This is a genomic window from Ensifer sp. SL37 (assembly GCF_026672675.1).
In the GTDB taxonomy this organism is placed as follows: Bacteria; Pseudomonadota; Alphaproteobacteria; order Rhizobiales; family Rhizobiaceae; genus Ensifer; species Ensifer adhaerens.
Genome location: NZ_JAPPRN010000007.1, coordinates 257,119 through 275,496 on the forward strand (window position 1 = coordinate 257,119; position 18,378 = coordinate 275,496).

General features: G+C 61.6%; 12 protein-coding genes and 2 pseudogenes. 7 read left to right on the forward strand and 7 right to left on the reverse strand.

Translation table 11 applies throughout. From position 1 onward, the window contains the following. The first annotated feature begins 499 nt into the window (after window positions 1-499). The 3 genes from OVA00_RS33295 to OVA00_RS33305 are packed head-to-tail and all read left to right on the forward strand — an operon-like array spanning window position 500 to window position 1,922. The gene (locus tag OVA00_RS33295; RefSeq protein ID WP_112773455.1) at window positions 500-760 is read left to right on the forward strand and encodes a PepSY domain-containing protein; all 261 of its coding nucleotides are present in this window, start codon (window positions 500-502) and stop codon (window positions 758-760) included. A 2-nt stretch (window positions 761-762) separates the two neighbouring features. Beyond that, entirely contained in the window at window positions 763-1,413 is a 651-nt protein-coding gene (locus OVA00_RS33300) for a cytochrome b/b6 domain-containing protein (RefSeq protein ID WP_112773454.1), read from the forward strand. Window positions 1,414-1,472: 59 nt separating this feature from the next. Further along, window positions 1,473-1,922 (forward strand): helix-turn-helix transcriptional regulator, encoded by a 450-nt coding sequence (locus tag OVA00_RS33305; RefSeq protein WP_268090501.1) that lies wholly within the window; start codon window positions 1,473-1,475, stop codon window positions 1,920-1,922. Window positions 1,923-3,178: 1,256 nt separating this feature from the next. On the opposite strand, the gene OVA00_RS33310 is transcribed toward OVA00_RS33305, so the two are convergent. After that, the gene (locus tag OVA00_RS33310; protein WP_268090502.1) at window positions 3,179-9,391 is read right to left on the reverse strand and encodes a putative Ig domain-containing protein; all 6,213 of its coding nucleotides are present in this window, start codon (window positions 9,389-9,391) and stop codon (window positions 3,179-3,181) included. 493 nt (window positions 9,392-9,884) lie between these two features. Between OVA00_RS33310 and OVA00_RS33315 the strand changes: the two genes are divergently transcribed. Genes OVA00_RS33315 through OVA00_RS33330 form a run of 4 tightly spaced genes read left to right on the forward strand, consistent with a single transcriptional unit; the run spans window position 9,885 to window position 12,096 of the window. Beyond that, window positions 9,885-10,415, forward strand: a complete 531-nt coding sequence (locus OVA00_RS33315) for a phage tail protein (protein ID WP_112773060.1) — start codon at window positions 9,885-9,887, stop codon at window positions 10,413-10,415. A gap of 23 nt (window positions 10,416-10,438) precedes the next feature. Beyond that, complete coding sequence (locus OVA00_RS33320; RefSeq protein WP_112773056.1) at window positions 10,439-10,969, forward strand: phage tail protein; 531 nt, start codon at window positions 10,439-10,441, stop codon at window positions 10,967-10,969. A gap of 30 nt (window positions 10,970-10,999) precedes the next feature. Further along, window positions 11,000-11,533, forward strand: coding sequence for a phage tail protein (locus OVA00_RS33325; RefSeq protein WP_268090503.1), 534 nt, complete (start codon window positions 11,000-11,002; stop codon window positions 11,531-11,533). Then, window positions 11,533-12,096 carry a GNAT family N-acetyltransferase gene (locus tag OVA00_RS33330; RefSeq protein ID WP_268090504.1) on the forward strand — a complete coding sequence of 188 codons (564 nt, stop codon included), beginning with the start codon at window positions 11,533-11,535 and terminating at the stop codon, window positions 12,094-12,096. The genes OVA00_RS33325 and OVA00_RS33330 overlap by 1 nt, the downstream gene beginning before the upstream one ends. A 7-nt stretch (window positions 12,097-12,103) precedes the next feature. Here OVA00_RS33330 and OVA00_RS33335 read toward each other — a convergent pair whose 3' ends face one another. The 6 genes and pseudogenes from OVA00_RS33335 to OVA00_RS33370 form a co-directional block, all read right to left on the reverse strand. Continuing rightward, window positions 12,104-12,397 carry a DUF6916 family protein gene (locus tag OVA00_RS33335; protein ID WP_112773053.1) on the reverse strand — a complete coding sequence of 98 codons (294 nt, stop codon included), beginning with the start codon at window positions 12,395-12,397 and terminating at the stop codon, window positions 12,104-12,106. Between the two features lie 106 nt (window positions 12,398-12,503). After that, window positions 12,504-12,623: pseudogene (locus OVA00_RS33340) on the reverse strand (ornithine cyclodeaminase); the annotation flags it as partial. A gap of 374 nt (window positions 12,624-12,997) precedes the next feature. Continuing rightward, window positions 12,998-13,678: a type 1 glutamine amidotransferase domain-containing protein gene (locus tag OVA00_RS33350; protein WP_268090506.1), complete on the reverse strand. Its 681-nt coding sequence runs from the start codon at window positions 13,676-13,678 to the stop codon at window positions 12,998-13,000. Between the two features lie 214 nt (window positions 13,679-13,892). Then, window positions 13,893-15,119, reverse strand: coding sequence for an alanine racemase (locus OVA00_RS33355; protein ID WP_268090508.1), 1,227 nt, complete (start codon window positions 15,117-15,119; stop codon window positions 13,893-13,895). Between the two features lie 41 nt (window positions 15,120-15,160). Continuing rightward, a pseudogene (locus OVA00_RS40120) lies at window positions 15,161-17,040 on the reverse strand (ABC transporter ATP-binding protein). Window positions 17,041-17,307: 267 nt separating this feature from the next. After that, the gene (locus tag OVA00_RS33370; protein ID WP_268090511.1) at window positions 17,308-18,261 is read right to left on the reverse strand and encodes a LysR family transcriptional regulator; all 954 of its coding nucleotides are present in this window, start codon (window positions 18,259-18,261) and stop codon (window positions 17,308-17,310) included. Window positions 18,262-18,378: the final 117 nt, after the last annotated feature.

Sequence of the window (18,378 nt, forward strand, 5' to 3'; positions counted from 1 at the left end):
CCCTAAGGAGCGGCAAAGCCGTGCCGCAGCTATTTGATTTCCGGTTTGAATCCCTTCAAGGGGCGAGATTCGAACAGCGCTGCCCCGGAGCTGACGCTCTCAACCCTAATCACGCGGTATGGGCTTTCGCGGCGGCCCGCCGCCGCGTGCCCGTAGCCGAGCCGACTAGGTTACTTCGGTGCATTGGTCGATCGAGCAGGATACCTCGACACAGAGTTGCGCTGGTGTTTTTGAACGCCGCGCGGATGGAAATATCGATTGGCACCCAAGCCTCTAGGAATAATGAATGAGTAATATGTAATGTAAATTGGAAATCCGGTGAGCGAAAGCTCGCACGCTGATGTGCTGCTCCGAAGCGCTTGCAACGAGAAGGGGGCGTAAGCACCTGCTTATTCAGCTCTCAATAAGCAGATCGTCAATCGACGTGAATCGTTCTGATCGTTCCTTCTGACCTGGGCCGCGACACCTGGCCCTGGCACATCCAAGAAAGGAATACATGATGATGAAATCGATCGCACTCGCTCTGGCGCTTTCAGCCTTGCCGCTCACCGTGCACGCGATGCCGGCTGTCGGCGATGTCGTGGGGACCAATCCCACCGATGCAACGGCTGCACTAGAGAAGGCTGGATGCAAAGTTTCAGACTTTGAGCCCGAGGGCGGCCAGATCGAAGCGAAATGTTCAGACGCAGGCGGCAAAGCATGGGAAGTTTACATCGACCCCAAGTCCGGCAAGGTCAGTCAGATAAAGGACGGTGACTGATCATGGGCGCCGCTGAAAAGAAGGCAACTGAGGGGGCGGTTCGGCCCCCCAATCCCTGGGATCCGCTTGTTCGCATTAGCCATTGGGCAATAGCAGCGGCTGTAATAGCAAACGGGCTCATCACCAAGTCCGGCAGCGCGACCCATGTCTGGGTTGGTTGGGCGGTGATCGGTGTGTTGGCGAGCCGGTTGATTTGGGGGTTCGTTGGGCCGGCTGAGGCTCGCTTCAACGCCTTTCCTCCGTCCCCGGCTGCGGCGCTACGGCATATCGGTCATCTGTGGCGCGGCGGGGCACGTGAATATCCTTCGCACAATCCCGCGGGTGCGATTATGATCTATGCGCTATGGGCGTGTCTTACGCTGGTGATAGTAACCGGCCTCTTCATGACCGGCGGCAAGAGTCCGGTCACCCTTGCTGAGGAGCGCGCTGCCATCGCAGCCGGCGACTGGTCGGTTCTTGCCAAGCCGGTTTCTGAAAGCAATGATGGCACCAGCAGGTTCTACATCCGCGTCGCCGGGGAGGTTCATGAGTTGGCCGCTAATCTCTTGTTGATCCTAGCTTTTGTTCATGTGGGAGGTGTGTTCGTCGAAAGTCGAGCGCTCGGTCGAAATCTCATCCGGCCGATGATCGCCGGAAAGCGCCGGCGGAGTTAACAGGAATGTCGAGATGGTCTAAAGGGCGGCGCCAGTCCGCCGCCCTTGCCGTTCTGGTGATGAGCCAGACGATTGCTGCGGCCTTCTTCGTGGGCGACGCCGTTACGGATTTGATCGCATTTCCCGGCACCGCCCATGCCATGGTTGAGGCAATGGTCGCCGCGGCACTTGTTCTTGGCATCGTGATCGGAGGATGGCAGCTTCGCTTGGCGCTGGAATCGATGCGCGAACAGGAGCGCTTCCTGGAGACGGCACGCGGCGAGCTTGCCCGCATTGTCGACATGCAGTTTGTTGCTTGGGGACTGACCTCCGCCGAAAGCGATGTTGGTCGGCTCGCCCTAAAAGGGCTCGATGCGCCCGCGATTGCTCGCATCCGAAACGCAGCGCCCGGCACCGTTCGTGCCCAACTGACACGAGTCTATGCCAAGGCGGGTGTTTCCGGACGCGAGCAGTTCATGGCGTGGTTCTTCGAAGACCTCATGCACGAAAGGTTGCTTCCACCGGAGTGAGCTCGTTGACTATTTCCTTCGAAGCGGCTGCGGACATGTCAGCGGCTGCCACAGTGGCGTCTGCGCCGGGCCCGTAGATACCCAATATGCGGCTGGCAAGGTCAACATCGTTTAGCCGTGGAGTTGTTCGCGACAGAGGTGATCGTGCCCGTTTCCGGTACGTTCGTCCTAACCCGAAAAGTGATCATGAATTCCCGATCGGGCGACGTCTGAGCTGATGGAACGGACGGCACAGCTGGGAAAAGTTATGTCCTACAGGCAGGCAGCTCACGAAGTTTCTTCCTTTTGAGCCAATTGAGGTGCACGGGACCGTGCGCAAGCGTACCATCAGGGTCGGCGAGCCGATCGACGACCAGGTTGCACATGAAGAATGGCTCGCGACAAGGATGATGGAGGAGCGGCATCAGCTCAAAATGTAGCGCCGAACCTAATTTAGCGCGAAGCTTCGAGCTTGTTGTGGCCCCGATGCGTTCGCGGTGGTAGGGGCGACGCCGCCGGCCACTATTTCATCACCGCCAGCACCGAGCAGAAGGCAATCCGCAATCGAACCTGGCATGCGCTTCGACGGGAGGGGTATTGCGGTAATGGCGACGTTACCGTGCTCCTGAGGGCCGTCTACCGGGCGCCGCCCCTGGGGCTTTAGGGACACACCTTGCGACTTCGTACGCACCTTGGGCTGCAGGACGTTCAGCCTATTTGGTGGCGAACAGAAGCGAGCGCCCGAAACGCCAGGAAAATTGCCGAAGAGAGCGCAGGTGCCACATGTCTAGCCACACTTCTATCTCGGCTTCCCAAGACCTGCTAAGCGCACTCGAAGTGGGTGGAGGGGTCGCTTCGCGCGCCTTCCCTTCCATGTAACCCGACGAACCCGTTTCTTGCCATTTTGTCCTCGAGCCGGCCTGCACCCGGAGGACGTTCGGCACAGGACAAACGGGCCTGCGGTTTGCGTGTCCGATCAAGGCTCCAGCGTGTCCGCCCCCATAACGGAGTTGATCGTCAAAGCAGTGAGCTTCAAAATCGTCGTTCGCTTCATCTGCGAGTAAGTGTCGGATATGCGCGGGGACATCCTGCGGCCGTTGCACCGATGTCTAATGACACCGCGTCTAGCTTTCACACGCCCACTACTTTCGCTCTTTTCATCCCAACTGAGTGTTCGGTCAGCCCAGCCGGCCCGCTGCACCGGCTGAGCAGTTTGTCATCCTCGGCTCCAATATGCCTTTGCGAAACGCAGAGCCGTCTGGCGTGTGATCGTTCGGTCAAAAGCTCACGCGAGCGCCAATCTTCCCGCCGGCTGAGCGCGAACCATCGCCCTCGACGTTAAACAGCAGTGAAAAGTCGATATTCCAGTTGTCGTTGTTGGAGAGAGCGAGCCCGGCGGAGATCCTCCCGAACAGGCCTTCGCCATCAAGCGAGGCAAAGCCGATATCCGCGCCGATCGACGGTGATAGCGTTAGTCCGTTTTCGAGCCCCAGCGTTCTCTCGACATCGAACCCGACGCTGAAGCGGGCCTGTTCCTCTATGAAGCCCTTGAGATCGATTGTTTCGCCAAGGGAATTGGAGACGGAATAGTCCTCAGTCTCCTCGGTGAAATAGACCGCGCGGAGCTTCGGCGTGAGCACGGTCATTTCGTCCAGTTGCCATTCGCCCGTGAGCTTCACATCCGCCATCCAGCGGCGCGTGTCGAAGCTGCCATGGAAGATGCCGGTATCGATGTCGTTCGATGAGCCGCCATAGAGCAAGTTGGCATCGAGAAAGACTCCCTTGCCGATTTCGAACGAGGCATAGGGTCCGGCAACCCAGCCATTGCCCTTCAGTTCGGCGTCCTCGTCGGTCGGGTCCGTCATGTAGTCGTAGTGGAACGACAGGCCGACGAGCATGCCGTCATTAACGAGATAATCGGCGCCGACGGAGAACAGCCCGAAGCTGCCCCATTTGTCGCTTTTGTCGTGTTCGTCTTTATGGAACAGGAAGCTGCCGTTCATCCAGATGTCGAAGGGGCGATTGGTCATCACGAAGGTTTCGCCGGCTGCGGCCGCATCGGCGGCATCGCGTGCCGCCTGGATCTGGGCGAGGCTGGATGAGAAGCCGAGCCTTGCGCCTCTTTCGGACGGCGTGACGGCCGTCGTTACCGGATCGGTGCTCACCGCAGCCTTGCGTCGGTCGAGCAGGCCTGGAACCTTGACTGTCGATGACAACAAGTTCTGCCGTGTGCGGACGAAATCACGCACAAGACCGTCGATTTCCTCGCCCGCCGCCACTCGGTCTAGGGCAACCCTGTAGGTAACGCGGCCGACATTCGAAGTCCCGAGCGCGCTCTGGAGAGTGTAACCGATGACGGCAGAGCCAGAATAGGACGGATTGGGCGTGAACCTGAGGTAATAGCCGACCGGCGTGAAGCTGCCCGCAGCCGCGAGTTCACCTTCGATGATCTCCGCCTTACCCGCGTTGGGCGGTGTAACGGAAGCAATCGCGGCGCTGACGAATGGACCACCAGTTGCGCCACTGTTGAGGTAGACATTCTTCGGTGTCGACCCGGCGGGAACGTCGACGACGATGTCGGGTACGGTCACCGCTCGCCCCTTCAGTCTCAGCGTATAGACCGCCAACCCACTTGCGCCGCGGCTGTCGACGACGGCAATCGTGAAGCGGTAATCATCGGGCGTCGCATCGCCGGCGACTGGCCCTGTCAGTTCTCCGGTGGATATGTTTAGGACCATGCCCTTCGGCAAGTCGCCGCTCTTAACGCTGTAAACGAGCTCGCCGGCGCCTCCGGTTACCGAAATGCGCGATGAATAGTCTTCGCCGACCATGGCGTCCGGCAGCGCACCGGCAGATGGGCTGAAGACGAAATTGGTGGAAAGGACGGAGAGCGTATAGTTCGCCTGCCCTGTGGCACCGCTCGCATCCGTTGCTGTTACGGTGAAGCGGAAGTCGCCGTCAGCGGTCGGCCTTCCGGAGATGCGGGCGGTGGCCCCATCTAGCATCAAACCTCCTGGCAAGGCGCCTGATGTCACAGCGTAAGTATAACCACCACCAACACCGCCGCTTGCGGAAATCGACGTGTCCGAGTAGGCGACGCCAAGTGTACCGGATGGAAGCGTCGCGCCTGTGGCCGGCGTCAGCACGACCGGTAAAGCGGCAACTGTGATCGAATAGTTCGCAGAAGTGGATCCACTGGTTGCCGCAGTCGCCGTCACTGTGAAGTTGGCAGTGCCGAGCGCTGCGACTGTCGGCGCGCCTGATATCGCAGCGTTCGATGAATTCAGGCTCAGGCCCGCCGGCAGCGAACCGGCCGTTACCGCATAGCTAATCGTACCAACACCGCCCGTTGCTGAGATTGACGTATCCGAATAGGACGAGCCAACCATCCCGCCGGAAAGCGCCGTGCCGGTGGCCGGAGCGAGCACCAGGGTCGGCGCCCCGATCGTGATGGAGTAGGCTGCAGAGGCAGAGCCGCTGATAGCGGCCGTTGCTGTCACGGTGAAGGTCGCCGTTCCGAGCGCGCCGTCCGTCGGCGTGCCGGAAATCGCACCATTCGATGCATTGAGACTAAGTCCTGCCGGCAGCGCTCCAGCCGTCACCCCATAGCTGACCGCACCAGCGCCACCGCTCGCCGAGATCGACGCATCCGAATAGGACGAGCCGACGGTGCCGGCCGTCAGTGCAGTGCCGGTTGCTGGCGTCAGCACCAGTGCCGGCGCTCCAATGGTGATCGAATAGGTGGCCGAGGCGGAGCCAGCGGTGGCGGCCGTCGCCGTGACCGTGAGGTTTGTCGTACCGAACCCGGCAGCGGTCGGCGTCCCGGTGATGGCACCGGTTGCAGCATCGATGGTCAGGCCCGCCGGCAATGTACCGCCCGTCACGGCATAGCTGATCGCACCCACGCCGCCGCTTGCGACGATTGACGTGTCCGAGTAGGACGCGCCCACCATTCCAGGGGAAAGCGCTGTGCCGGTTGCCGGCGTCAGCACCACGGGCGGAGCACCTACGGTGATCGCGTAGACTGCCGAGGTGGAGCCCGCAGTTGCGGCCGTCGCGGTGACCGTGAAGTTTGTCGTGCCAAACCCGGTCGCAGTCGGCGTGCCGGTGATGGCCCCGGTTGTCGCATCGATGGTCAGACCCGCTGGCAACGTCCCCGCCGTGACGGCATAGGTGATCGTCCCCACGCCGCCGCTCGCCGAGATCGAGGCATCCGAATAGAACGCGCCGACGACGCCAGTCGCCAGTGCGCCGCCCGGCGGCGTCAGCACCACCGGCGGGGCCGCGATGGTTATCGAGTAGTTGGCCGCAGCCGAGCCGCTGGTCGCCGCCGTTGCCGTCACTGTGAAACTCGCCGTTCCGAGCGCTGGAACGGTCGGCGTGCCGGTAATTGCCCCGGTCGACGCATCGAGGCTCAGGCCGGTCGGCAGAGCGCCTGATGTCACCGCATAACTGAATGTTCCAACACCGCCACTGGCAGAAATCGTGGCGCCCGAATAGACGGCACCCACCGTGCCGCCCGAAAGCGCCGTACCGGTTGCAGGTGTCAATACGACGGCCGGCGCACCCACGACAATCGTATAGCTTGCAGAACTGCTGCCGCTGGTCGCCGCTGTCGCTGTCAGTGTGAAACTCGCCGTGCCGAGCGCGGCCTCAGTGGGCGTGCCGGCGATCGCGCCGGTCGATCCGTTGAGCGTGAGGCCGGTAGGCAGGGATCCGGCGGTCACCGCAAAGGTGATCGCCCCTGCACCGCCGCTCGCCGAGACTGATGTGTCGGAGTAGGACGAATTGACCGTGCCGGCAGCAAGAGCCGTGCCGCTTGCCGGCGTTATTACCACCGGCGGTGCCCCGACTACGATCGTGTAGTTTGCCGTAGCAGAACCTGCCGTGGCCGCCGTGGCCGTCACGCCAAAGTTCGCCGTGCCAAAGCCGGCCGCCGTTGGCGTTCCTGATATCTCGCCGGTTGCCGGATCAATGGCAAGGCCCGACGGGAGAGCGCCCGATGTCACGGCATAGCTGATAACACCCACACCGCCGCTCGCCGAGATCGACGTCTCCGAATAGGGCGATCCGACCATGCCGCCCGTAAGGGTCGTACCGGCTGCCGGTGTCAGTACCACCGGTGGCGCCCCCACCGTGATCGTATAGCTTGCCGAAGTGGTGCCGCTTGTGGCCGCGACAGCCGTCACGGTGAAAGTCGAAGTGCCGAGCGCGGCTGCAGTCGGCGTGCCCGTTATCGCACCGCTTGCCGGGTCGATCGTAAGGCCGCCGGGAAGTGCACCGGATGTCACCGAAAAGCTGAGGCTCCCCAGGCCGCCGGTTGCAGAAATCGACGCACCCGGATAGGACGCACCAACTGTACCGGCCGAAAGCGCCGTACCGTTGGCCGGCGTCATGACCAAGGGCGGAGCTCCGACTTCAATCGAGTAGGTCGCCGAAGCAGAACCCGAGGTGGCCGCTGTGGCCGTCACCGTGAAGTTCGCCGTGCCGAATGCACTCGCTGTCGGCGTGCCGCTGATCGTACCGGTCGTCGCATTCAAAGAGAGGCCATCGGGCACCGCTCCGCTGCTAACCACATACGTGAACGCACCCACACCGCCGCTCGCCGAAATCGTCTGCGAGTAGGCAGAACCGACCGTGCCGGCCGTCAGAGCCGTGCCTGTGGCCGGTGTCAACGCCACCGGTTGTGCTCCGATCACGATCGTATAGTTGGCGGTAGCCGAGCCGCTGGTCGCGGCCGTGGCAGTCACCGCGAAATTCGCCGTACCGAACCCGCCAGCTGTCGGCGTGCCGCTGATCGCACCGGTCGATGCATTTAGGGTGAGGCCGGCCGGCAGCCCGCCGGCGGTCACCGAATAGGAGATTGGGCCCGCGCCTCCGGTCGCCGAAATAGATGCGTCTGAATAGGCTACGCCAACCGTTCCTGCCGTAAGCGTTGTTCCGTCTGCCGGTATCAGCACCACCGGCGTCGCGGCCACCGTGATCGAATAGCTGGCCGAAGCTGAGCCCGCGGTTGCGCCTGTCGCCGTAACCGTGAAATTGGACGTGCCGATCCCGCCGGCCGACGGCGTACCACTGATCGAACCGGTTGACGGGTCCAGGGCGAGGCCTGCAGGAAGAGCACCCGATGTGACCGCGTAGCTGATCGTTCCGAGTCCACCGCTCGCCGAGATTGATGCACCAGTATAGATCGCGCCAACCGTGCCGCCCACCAAGGCGCCGCTCGCTGGCGTCAGGACAACCGGTGGTGCTGCGATCGCGAGCGAGTAGCTCGCCGAAGCCGAGCCCGTTGTCGCGGCCGTCGCCATCACCGTGAAGTGCGCCGTGCCGAACCCACCCGCCGTCGGCGTCCCGCTGATCGCACCGGTCGATGTACTCATGGAAAGACCCGCCGGCAGCGAGCCGGACGTTATCGCGTAAGTGATCGTCCCCACACCGCCGCTCGCCGAGATCGAGGTGTTAGAGTAGGATACCCCCACGGTACCGCCGGTCAAAGCGCCGCTCGCCGGCGTCAGCACCACCGGCGGAGCTGACACCGTTATCGAGTAGCTGGCCGAAGCCGAACCGGAAGTCGCAGCCGTCGCCGTCACAGTGAAATTCGCGGTTCCAATCGCGCCCACTGTGGGCGTGCCAGTGATCGCGCCAGTCGATCCATTGATGCCGAGGCCTGCCGGCAGTGCGCCGGCGGTGACCGCGTAGGTGATTGCACCGGACCCCCCACTCGCCGAGATCGATGCGTTGGAATAGGAGGTTCCCACCACGCCGGCCGAAAGCGCCGTGCCGCTTGCCGGGGTCAGCGACACCGGCGGGAAGGCATTGATGGTGACGGTAACGTTCTGCGTGATGAAGTGAACCCCGCCGGTCGAGATGGTGGTGCTGTCCTGGACCTTCAGGTTGAAGGTCGAACTGCCAACCGCAGATGGCGTGCCGGACAGGAGGCCGCTGGCCGAGAGCGTAAGCCCGGCGGGTAGGCTGCCGCTGTCGCGGGTATAAGTGTAGCCCGGGGTGCCTCCGCTTGCAGAGAACTGGACGCTGTAGGCCGTACCGACACCGCCGTGCGGCGGAGTATCCGGTGTTACGTCGATGGCAGGCGGGGCGATGAGGACGCTGTAGGCTTTATCGAGCGTATTGGCCGTCGGCATCGTCGAATCGACAACACGGATTGTAAAATTGTAGGGACCCGAGCCGGTCGGCGTACCGGAGATGACGCCGGAGGAGGAAAGAGAAAGGCCGGGCGGCAGATTGCTGCCTGCGACGAGCGAATAGGAATAGGGGCTGGTTCCGCCACTCGTGTTGAGCGCCTGATTATAGGACGTGCCGATCACCGGCGTAGCAACGCTCAAAGGCGTGACCGTTAGCGGCGAGGATGAAGGCGCGATCGTAATGTTGAAAGTAATGGGAATGCCAAAATCATCCTTGACGATGAACGTGTCGGATGTCGCACCGTCGCCGTTGTTGGTGTAGATGAGCGCCGATGTGTTCGACGGCATTCCGAAGGTCAGGCTGCCGTGGGACGGGGATACGTTGGCGGGCGAAATAAAGCCGAAGTCCGCGCAGGTAAAGGTTGCCGTACCGCCCGAGCTTATAGTTGCCGTCTGCGGTGAACTACAGGCCGCCTGAGCCGCTGATGTCGGCCACAGCGCTGCCAGGCAGGCCAGCATAAGCAAAGCAAGGAGGTAGGCCACGTTCGTGCGATATCCGCACACCAGGTTTGCCCAACCAAACGATTTCTGCGCCATTGTTCCGCCCTTGTGCGCACGGCACGCCACATGGACGCAAGTCCACCGTTACGATTAGTCCGTTCATCGCCTCACCCAGTGATTGCCATGTATTTTTGAGCCACACAACCCAGAATCGTGCGACTTTTGCGGGAATCCTGACAAAAAGTCTGCAAGGCCCCCCTTCTCAATGTGCTCGTTATGAGAGAGAGTGCGCCGCAGGATAAATCCAGAGTCGTCGAATTTTATCGGGATGGGGGCAACCATGAGCGAACCTTTTGTGGGGCAGATCATGATGAGCGGGTTCGGCTTTGCGCCGCGCGGTTTTGCACTGTGCAACGGCCAGATTTTGGGGATTAATCAGAACCAGGCCCTGTTCTCCTTATTGGGGACGTACTACGGCGGCAACGGCTCGACCACCTTTGCCCTGCCGAATCTGCAGGGGCGAACGCCTGCAGCGACCGGTCCGTCCGCCGACCCCAGCTGGAACCCGACACCCTATGAACTCGGAGAGGTCGGTGGCATTGAAGCTGTAACGCTCACACAGCAGCAGATTCCTGCCCACCAACATCAGGGCAACGGGACGACCGCGGAGGCCAATCAGCGCAACCCGACGAACACGCTTTACGGCACCACCTCCCTGCCGATCTATGCGCCGTCAGGCGAAGCCCAAGTTGTGCTGGCGCCCCAGAGCGTCGCGGCAGCGGGCGGCGGACAGCCGCACTCCAATATGCAGCCATTCAACGTCATCAGTTTCTGCATTGCGCTACAGGGCGTCTACCCGCCCCGCAATTGAACCCAGCCGCCGGAGGATAACTAATGAGCAATCCCTATATCGGGGAAATTCGGATGTTCGGCTTTTCCCGCGTGCCGACCGGCTGGCAAGCCTGCGATGGTTCGCTGCTGTCAATCGCGGAATATGACACACTGTACATGCTGCTTGGCACCACTTATGGCGGCGACGGCCAGAATACGTTCGGCGTGCCCGACCTTCGCGGTCGCGTGCCCCTGCATCAGGGCACCGGCCAAGGCCTGAGCACGCGCTTACCCGGCCAACTTGGCGGCTCCGAAACCGTGACGCTTGTCGGGACCCAGCTGCCGCCGCACAACCATCCGATGTTTGCGACGACGACAGCAGCCAGCGCGACCGCGATCGGAACGAACGCCGAACTCGGCGCACTCTCGGGCAACACGATGTATGCCACTGATGTCACTGGCCTTAATGGGTTTAATACGTCCCCGAACTCGACCGGGCCCACCGGACAAACCCAACCCCACGACAACATGATGCCGACGTTGACGGTGCAATTCTGCATCTCGCTATACGGTGTGTTTCCGTCGCAAAGCTGATGCCCCCCATTGCACGATAAGGGAATAGAAATGTCAGAGCCTTTCATTGGTGAAATCCAGCTATTCGGATTCAATTTCGCGCCCCTCAATTGGGCGTTTTGTAATGGCGCGACGCTTGCAGTTCGGCAGAACACGGCTTTGTTCTCATTGCTGGGCGTAGCGTACGGCGGCAATGGCAGTACCACTTTCCAGTTGCCAAACTTTACTGGCCGCGCCGCCTTCAATCAGGGCATTGCACCGGGCCTTTCGCAACGCACGATCGGCGAGGTTGTGGGCGAAAACAGCGTGACGCTGAGCAATTCTGAAATGCCGGCGCATTCGCACGGGTTTACGATCTACAACCAGACCGACACGGCAAAACGGGCAAGCGCACCTTCTGCCGGCAACGCGTTGACACTTCCCATCGAGACCTCGGTCACCGCAAAGGACGCTCAGCCCAACGCGCCGTTCGCGTCAAACATGATAGGCTTGGCCGGCAACAACCTGCCGCATGAAAACAGGCAACCTTATCTCGCCGTGAACTTCTGCATCGCCCTTTACGGCAACTACCCGACGTTCGGGTGATGTCGCCACTCGACATTGCCGCCACAGGATTTCCGACACGCCGCAATCCACCCCGGTTGACGGTGGCAGATATGGGCTTACGCTATGCCACGTCTGATGACATGCCGTTTCTCCAGCTGCTTTACCGATCTTTTCGGACGGACGAGCTGGCGGGCATACGATGGCCGACGGAGCAGAAGCACGCCTTTCTGGAGCAGCAGTTTATTTTTCAACACCGCCACTATATGGCGGCTTTCCCCGAAGCCGAATTCCTCATTATCGAACTCGACGGAATGCCGATCGGCCGCCTTTACCTGAATTTTAGCCCAGAGCATTGGCTTATCGTAGATATAGGCCTGATACCGGAGTGGCGCAGCATGGGCAGAGGTGGCGCTCTCCTGTCTGCCATTCAGCGTGAGGCGACCAGATCAGGCGTCCAGGCACTGACACTGCATGTCGAGCACCACAATATCGCAGCACAGGCGCTTTATCGCCGACTTGGCTTTTTTGACGTAGAGAGTGGCAGTTCGCATATCCGGATGGAATGGCCTTGCAGTATTGTCTCCAACGCGACGCAGCGCTGACCGACAATCAATTGAAGACAGCTTGGTAGACTATACCGTGCTTATCGCGGGCGACCGGCACGAGGAAAATTTCCAACGCGCCGAGTGACGCATTCTTCATGCGATAGATCTGCTGCGGCAGAACTATTGCCGAATGACTGCGGAACAACAGGGAAAACGGAGCACGCCTCATGCCGGCCATGATCTGCGGTCCTCCCGGAGTGGCTTCCGCCAAGGTCAGTGGCACGGTACTCTCGCCAAGCGAAAGATCGAAGGCCTGGCCGACGCAACTTGCAAAATTTTGAAGCGTCAGAAATTCCATTCGTTGTGCTCCCCGATGATTCCCGCTTAGGTCTATTGCCGTACTCTTACAGCATTACGGTTGAGCGCAAAAGACTGCGACATCACGCGTTCTTTCGCGTTTGAGAGAGGCGTCGCGCGGCGGGGCAGTCGCCGGTAACCGCGTTGATGTGGCCACTGGGGCCGACATGGTTGTCCGCGAGGACCGTCACGGACTGCTTGTCGGCCGTGACGGTTATGATGATGTCGGTTGCGGCCGGAACCGGCGTGTTTCCCGCGGTCTCGTGGATGCGCAGCCGCACTGTTTTTCCCGGAAACACCCGGAAATGGTAGCGCACCGCATGTCCATGAAGGGCGAAACATGAAAGATTTTCGTGCGGCTCTCTCGAATGCCCGCCGCGCTCACTTCGCCGGGCAACACCGATGCGACATAGCTGTGCCGTTCGTCGAAGGTATTGCGCACGGCATAGATGACCGCGACCTTCTTTCCTTGCGCGTCCTAAGCGAAATAGGTGGAAAGCGGATTGAACACATAAAAAAATCTGCGGAAACGCGAGCAGCAAGACACGCTCCGCCGAAGGCGGACGCTCATTCTGGCGACGCGCCCCGATCCAATCTTCGATCACGGTTTCAAGGCGGCCAGGAGGGCTTTTGCCGTTTCGCCAGATGAGGCGGGATTCTGGCCGGTGATGAGCCGTCCATCCACGACCGTGTGGACGCCCCAGTCTTTCACCTTCGAGAAAACGGCGCCGAGACCGAGCAACTCATCTTCCACCAGGAAGGGCACGACCTCCGTCAAACCGACGGCCGCTTCCTCGGAATTCGTAAAGCCGGTGACCTTTCGCCCGTTTACGAAAGGTGTTCCGTCCGGGTTCTTGACGCGGTGCAGAACGCCGGGTGCGTGGCATACAAGGGCAATTGACTTGCCCGCCGCGATGAAGGCTTCGAGCAGCTTGATCGAGTTTCCGTCCTCGGCGAGATCCCACATCGGACCATGACCGCCGGGATAGAAGACGGTGTCGAAGTCCCTTTGGTTGACGCTGTCGAGGCGAACCGTCTCGGCGAGCTGGGCCTTGGCTTCCCGGTCTGCCTTGAAGCGCCGAGTGAGGTCGGTCTCAAACATCGGTTCATCGCTCTTCGGGTCGAGCGGCGGTTGGCCGCCCTTGGGCGATGCAAGGGTGATTTCGGCTCTGGCATCCCTAAAGACGTAATAGGGAGCCGCCAGCTCTTCGAGCCAGAACCCTGTCTTCTTGCCGGTGTTACCGAGGGTGTCGTGCGAAGTGAGGACCATTAGGACTTTCATGGATCATATCCTTTACACTGGAGGCGTAGATTTGAAGTCCGATCAGCCGCGTCGGCTTCTCGATGCACTGATATTGGCGTCGCAATGATATTTGGGAGATCTAGGTCTCACAATCCAGCTTTCCATCTCGATGATGGACGAAGGAGCGAGAACTTCAACGCGTTGATGGGGGGCGATAAATCGCCGCCCAGGTGGCCGAAGGCCGGTGCGCTCTTCAGGTCTGACCGTTGCGGGCGTCGACCGACAGGCCGGCTGCGGTGCCATCCGCGCGCGCCAGGACGAAATTGTCGAAGTTGGCGATCGAGGCGCAGGAATGGTTGGGGAACACGCGCACGCGGCTGCCCAGCGGCAGGGGGCGTCCGGAGTGGGGGACGAACCCGTGTTCCTCGGACATTCTCTCGAGCGTCCACAGGCCGGTTTCGCCATCGCCTTCGGCGCTGACGACCGTGCCGAACCCTGCGCCACCCATGCCATGTGCGCCGCGATCGGAGCTCATGGACTTCGAGCCAGCGTCGATGATGAAGTGCGCCTCGTTCGACGCAACGACGCGGGCGACGACTGAAAGCGCGAGGTGGTCGGCGGTACAAATGCCAAGCCGAAGGGCGGTGCCGTCCAGAAAGACGTAGTTTCCGGGACGGATGCAATCGACTTCCCGGGGCAGCGGTGCACCGAGGCAAGTCGGCGTTGCGCCGACGGAAATGCAATCAACGGCAATTCCGCGTTGCCGAAGCCGCTCGGCGAGGCCGGCGAGGGCCTCGGCCTCGTCGTGGGCGATCTTGGCCAGGGCATCGGGCTCAGGAGCCGCGTAGGCATGTCCGGCGTGCGAAAGCAGTCCGGCAAATCGCAATCCAGGGGTGCCGGCGATGCTTGCGCACAGTTCAGGCGCTGCCGGGTCATCGGGTTTGAGGCCGACGCGGCCGAGGCCAACGTCGACCTTGAGGAACACGCCGATCTCGACCCCGTGCCGGCTGGCGGCCTGCGACAGCGCATCGACACCTGTTTGGCTCGCCGCAATCGTGCGCAGTTCCACGCCCCGCGCCTTGACCGCAGGCAGAAGGCGATCGAGCGACGCCGCGTGGACGATGGGATAGGCCAGGATGATCGACGGAATACCGGCTTCGGCAAAGACCAGCGCTTCGCTGGGCTTGGAGGCGGTGATACCGCGCGCACCTGCGGCAAGCTGCTGCCGGGCGATGTGGAGGCTCTTGTGCGTCTTCACATGCGGAAACATCGCCACGCCGGCTGCATCGGCGCGCTGCTGCATGGCCTTGATATTGCGGGTGAGCCGTTTCTCGTCGACCTCGATATAGGGTGTCGGTCGCTCGGCGGTCGCTGGACGCAGGAACATTGCGGCCGTGGTCCCGCTTGCGCTGTCGCGGATATCTGTCGACGCCATGCCGGCAGCGCTCGCAGCCGGTTGCGTCACTTCGAAAGTGCTCATGTTGGGATACTCTGATCTGGAACGGGGTATAGCGGCTACTGTCAGGCGGTTGCGACCTGGCGCACGTAGTGGGTCGATGAGATCTGCCGCATCGGCAGTTCGCGAGGCACGAAGTCCGGCGCACGCACCGCGCTTGGAATTTCGTCGGACATCGGCTGGCGCCCTTCCGGACGGCGCGTCGGATCGGCAATCGGCACGGTCGATAGCAGCTTGCGGGTATAGGGGTGCTGCGGATTGCTAAACACCGAGCGGCGATCGCCGATCTCGACGATTTCGCCGAGATACATGACCGCAACGCGGTGAGCGATGCGCTCGACCACCGCCATATCGTGGCTGATGAACACAAGAGCGATCTGCATCTCGCGCTGCAGGTCCATGAGTAGGTTGATCACCTGCGCCTGGATCGTCACGTCGAGCGAAGCGACTGCTTCGTCGGCGACGATGAGACGCGGGTTGAGCGCAAGCGCCCGGGCGATACAGATGCGCTGGCGCTGCCCGCCGGAAAATGCATGCGGATAGCGCTCGAGATGCTCAGGCGAAAGCTCGACCTTTGCCAGAAGTTCGGCAGCGCGGGCGCGCATGTCCCCGGTCGAACCCAGCTTGTGGACCCGCATCGGATCCATCAGCGATTGCTCGATCGTCATGCGCGGGTTGAGCGAAGAAAACGGATCCTGAAAGACCATCTGCGCTTCGCGCCGAAATCGCGCGAGGACAGGGCGCGGCGCGCCGATCAGTTCGGTTCCATCAAAGCGGATGGAGCCAGAGCGCGGTCGATCGAGCTGCATGAGCGAGCGGGCGACCGTCGACTTGCCGCAGCCGGATTCACCGACCAGCGCCAGTGTCTCACCGGGAAAAATGTCGAAGGAGACGTTCTCCACCGCGTGCACCCGGCCGGAGACGTGGCCGAACAGCCCGGCCTTCAGATCGAAGCGCGTCACCAGGTTTCGCACCTCGACAAGTGGGCGAGGGGATTGCGTCATATGAGCCGGCGCGTTCATTCTGTCGCCTCCGCGGGCTGCCGCTCCGGTTCGAACACCAGCAGCGGAAATTTCTCCGGCGCATCCTTGTCGGCCATGCTGCCGAGGCGCGGCACGGCGGAAATCAGGGCGCGTGTATAGGCATGCTTCGGCTTGGCGAAGATGTCGTAAACCGAACCCGTCTCGACGATCTCACCCTTGAGCATCACACAGACCCGGTCTGCGACTTCCGCGACGACGCCCATGTCGTGGGTAATGAACAGCACCGACATGCCGATTTCGTGCTGCAGGGCGCGAACCAGATCGAGGATCTGCGCCTGAATGGTCACGTCGAGCGCGGTCGTCGGCTCGTCGAGGATCATCAGCGACGGGCGGCAGGCGAGCGCAATAGCGATCATGACGCGCTGGCGCATGCCGCCGGAGAGCTGGTGAGGATACTGGTCGAGCCTGCGTTCCGCATCGGGCACACGTACCAGCTTGAGGGTGTTGAGCGCGATCTGGCGCGCTTCCTCGGGTGCCTTGTTCTGGTGATGGATCACCGCTTCGGCAATCTGGTCGCCGACGGTAAAGACCGGGTTCAGGCTCGACATCGGGTCCTGGAAAACGATCGAGATGTCCGCGCCACGAAGGGCTTCGACCCGCTTTTCCGACAATGTCGCGAGGTCGGCGACCTTGCCGTCCTTCAAGCGCATCAGCACCCGCCCGCCGGTAATCGCCGCGCCATCATACTCGGTTAAACGCATGATCGTCATGGCGGTCACCGATTTGCCGGATCCAGACTCGCCGACCAGTGCAACTGTCTCGCCGCGCGCGATGCGGAAGGAGACGCCCCGCACCGCGCGCAGCTGTGAGCGGGTGCCGGCCGCGAAGGAAACCTCAAGGTCTTCCACGGATAGGATGACATCCTCGGGCAGTTCAGGGGGCGCGGATTTAGACAGGAACATCAGCACATGGACCCGATTTCGAGGGGACGTTGCCCTATCAGGTCTCGCAACGGGGTTGCCTCCTGTCAATATGCTCGGATGGCGGAGAACTCCCCGCGAGGCAGGCCGTCAGTGCCCGGGCGGCACGCAATCGGCTTTTGTCCGTGCCGCAAAACCGAGTAAAATCAATGTGTCACGAATGTGGCAATCGAAACTATGCGCTTTCTGCATCGTGTCGCCTGTCTTCGCATATGGCCTCGGTCGGGCGATTTGGGGTATGACGGTGCCTCAGGCGGCGTCGATGCCGGAATCGAATCCGTTCTTGTACTGTGGCAATGCCGCACACTGCTTGAGATGCTGCCACAACCCATCGCTGTCGGCGCTACCAGGGCCGGCGCGCCTGAAGATACGGATCTCCATTTCGAGCGACATCTGTGGTCCGCCGATCTGGACGAGGCGGCCTTGGCGCAGGGCTTCCGCCACACAGATCTGCGGCAGCCAGGCGACGCCGCGCCCGGCGACGGCCATGTGCTTCAGGCCATCGGCGAGGCCCGACTGGTAGACGATGCTGAGATTGAGCGGCCGGCGCCAGCGCGACTGGATCAAGGTCGCCAGCTTGCCGATGTAGCCGTCGCTCCAGGAATAGGCGAGATAGGGGATCTCCGTGCTTTCGGGCCCGTCGATGTCGAACAGCGGTCGGCCGCTCTCGTCGGCTCCCGACACCAGGATCAGCCTGTCCTTGCCGATCTGCAACGATTCGAACGGCCCGCCTTCCAGCACCGGCGGTCCATCGGGATGCACATAGGTGATGGCGAAATCGCATTGGCCCGAACACAGATGGTCGATGCTTTCGAGGAAGTCGGCGGCGTGCATGCTGGTGCGCAGCGGCAGGCGCGAGATCAGCGGCGAGCCGATCCATTTTGGGAAGAAGTACATCGCCAGCGTATGCAGCGAGGTGAAGGTGAGCATGGCCGAGCTCTCGCCGGCGACATTGCGGCAATCGGTGCGCAGCCTGTAGGCTTCGCGCACGAGCCGCTGGCAACCCGGCAGGAACATCGTGCCTGCCCTTGTCAACTGTACCGGATAGGTGCTGCGGTCGATCAGGTCGGCGCCGATCCAGTTCTCGAGGGATTTGATGCGCCGGCTAAAGGCCGGTTGGGAGATGTTGCGCGCCGTCGCTGCCGTCGAGAAATTTCTGGTCGCGGCAATTTCCAGAAAATCTTCAAGCCATTGCAGTTCCATGCCGGCCCTCATGCGTGATTTGCATAGTCTATCCTAATTACACATTGGACAGACCTGCAAGCGCTCTTCTAGCCTCCCCTATAACGAGAAGAAAATTCCGCCTCCACCAAATGGGAA

Excerpts from the sequence above, each read along its gene's own strand:
- OVA00_RS33295 (WP_112773455.1), top strand. The coding sequence starts at position 500 with ATGATGAAATCGATCGCACTCGCTCTGGCGCTTTCAGCCTTGCCGCTC.
- OVA00_RS33300 (WP_112773454.1), top strand. The coding sequence starts at position 763 with ATGGGCGCCGCTGAAAAGAAGGCAACTGAGGGGGCGGTTCGGCCCCCC.
- OVA00_RS33305 (WP_268090501.1), top strand. The coding sequence starts at position 1,473 with ATGAGCCAGACGATTGCTGCGGCCTTCTTCGTGGGCGACGCCGTTACG.
- OVA00_RS33310 (WP_268090502.1), bottom strand. The coding sequence starts at position 9,391 with ATGCCGTCGAACACATCGGCGCTCATCTACACCAACAACGGCGACGGT.
- OVA00_RS33315 (WP_112773060.1), top strand. The coding sequence starts at position 9,885 with ATGAGCGAACCTTTTGTGGGGCAGATCATGATGAGCGGGTTCGGCTTT.
- OVA00_RS33320 (WP_112773056.1), top strand. The coding sequence starts at position 10,439 with ATGAGCAATCCCTATATCGGGGAAATTCGGATGTTCGGCTTTTCCCGC.
- OVA00_RS33325 (WP_268090503.1), top strand. The coding sequence starts at position 11,000 with ATGTCAGAGCCTTTCATTGGTGAAATCCAGCTATTCGGATTCAATTTC.
- OVA00_RS33330 (WP_268090504.1), top strand. The coding sequence starts at position 11,533 with ATGTCGCCACTCGACATTGCCGCCACAGGATTTCCGACACGCCGCAAT.
- OVA00_RS33335 (WP_112773053.1), bottom strand. The coding sequence starts at position 12,397 with ATGGAATTTCTGACGCTTCAAAATTTTGCAAGTTGCGTCGGCCAGGCC.
- OVA00_RS33350 (WP_268090506.1), bottom strand. The coding sequence starts at position 13,678 with ATGAAAGTCCTAATGGTCCTCACTTCGCACGACACCCTCGGTAACACC.
- OVA00_RS33355 (WP_268090508.1), bottom strand. The coding sequence starts at position 15,119 with ATGAGCACTTTCGAAGTGACGCAACCGGCTGCGAGCGCTGCCGGCATG.
- OVA00_RS33370 (WP_268090511.1), bottom strand. The coding sequence starts at position 18,261 with ATGGAACTGCAATGGCTTGAAGATTTTCTGGAAATTGCCGCGACCAGA.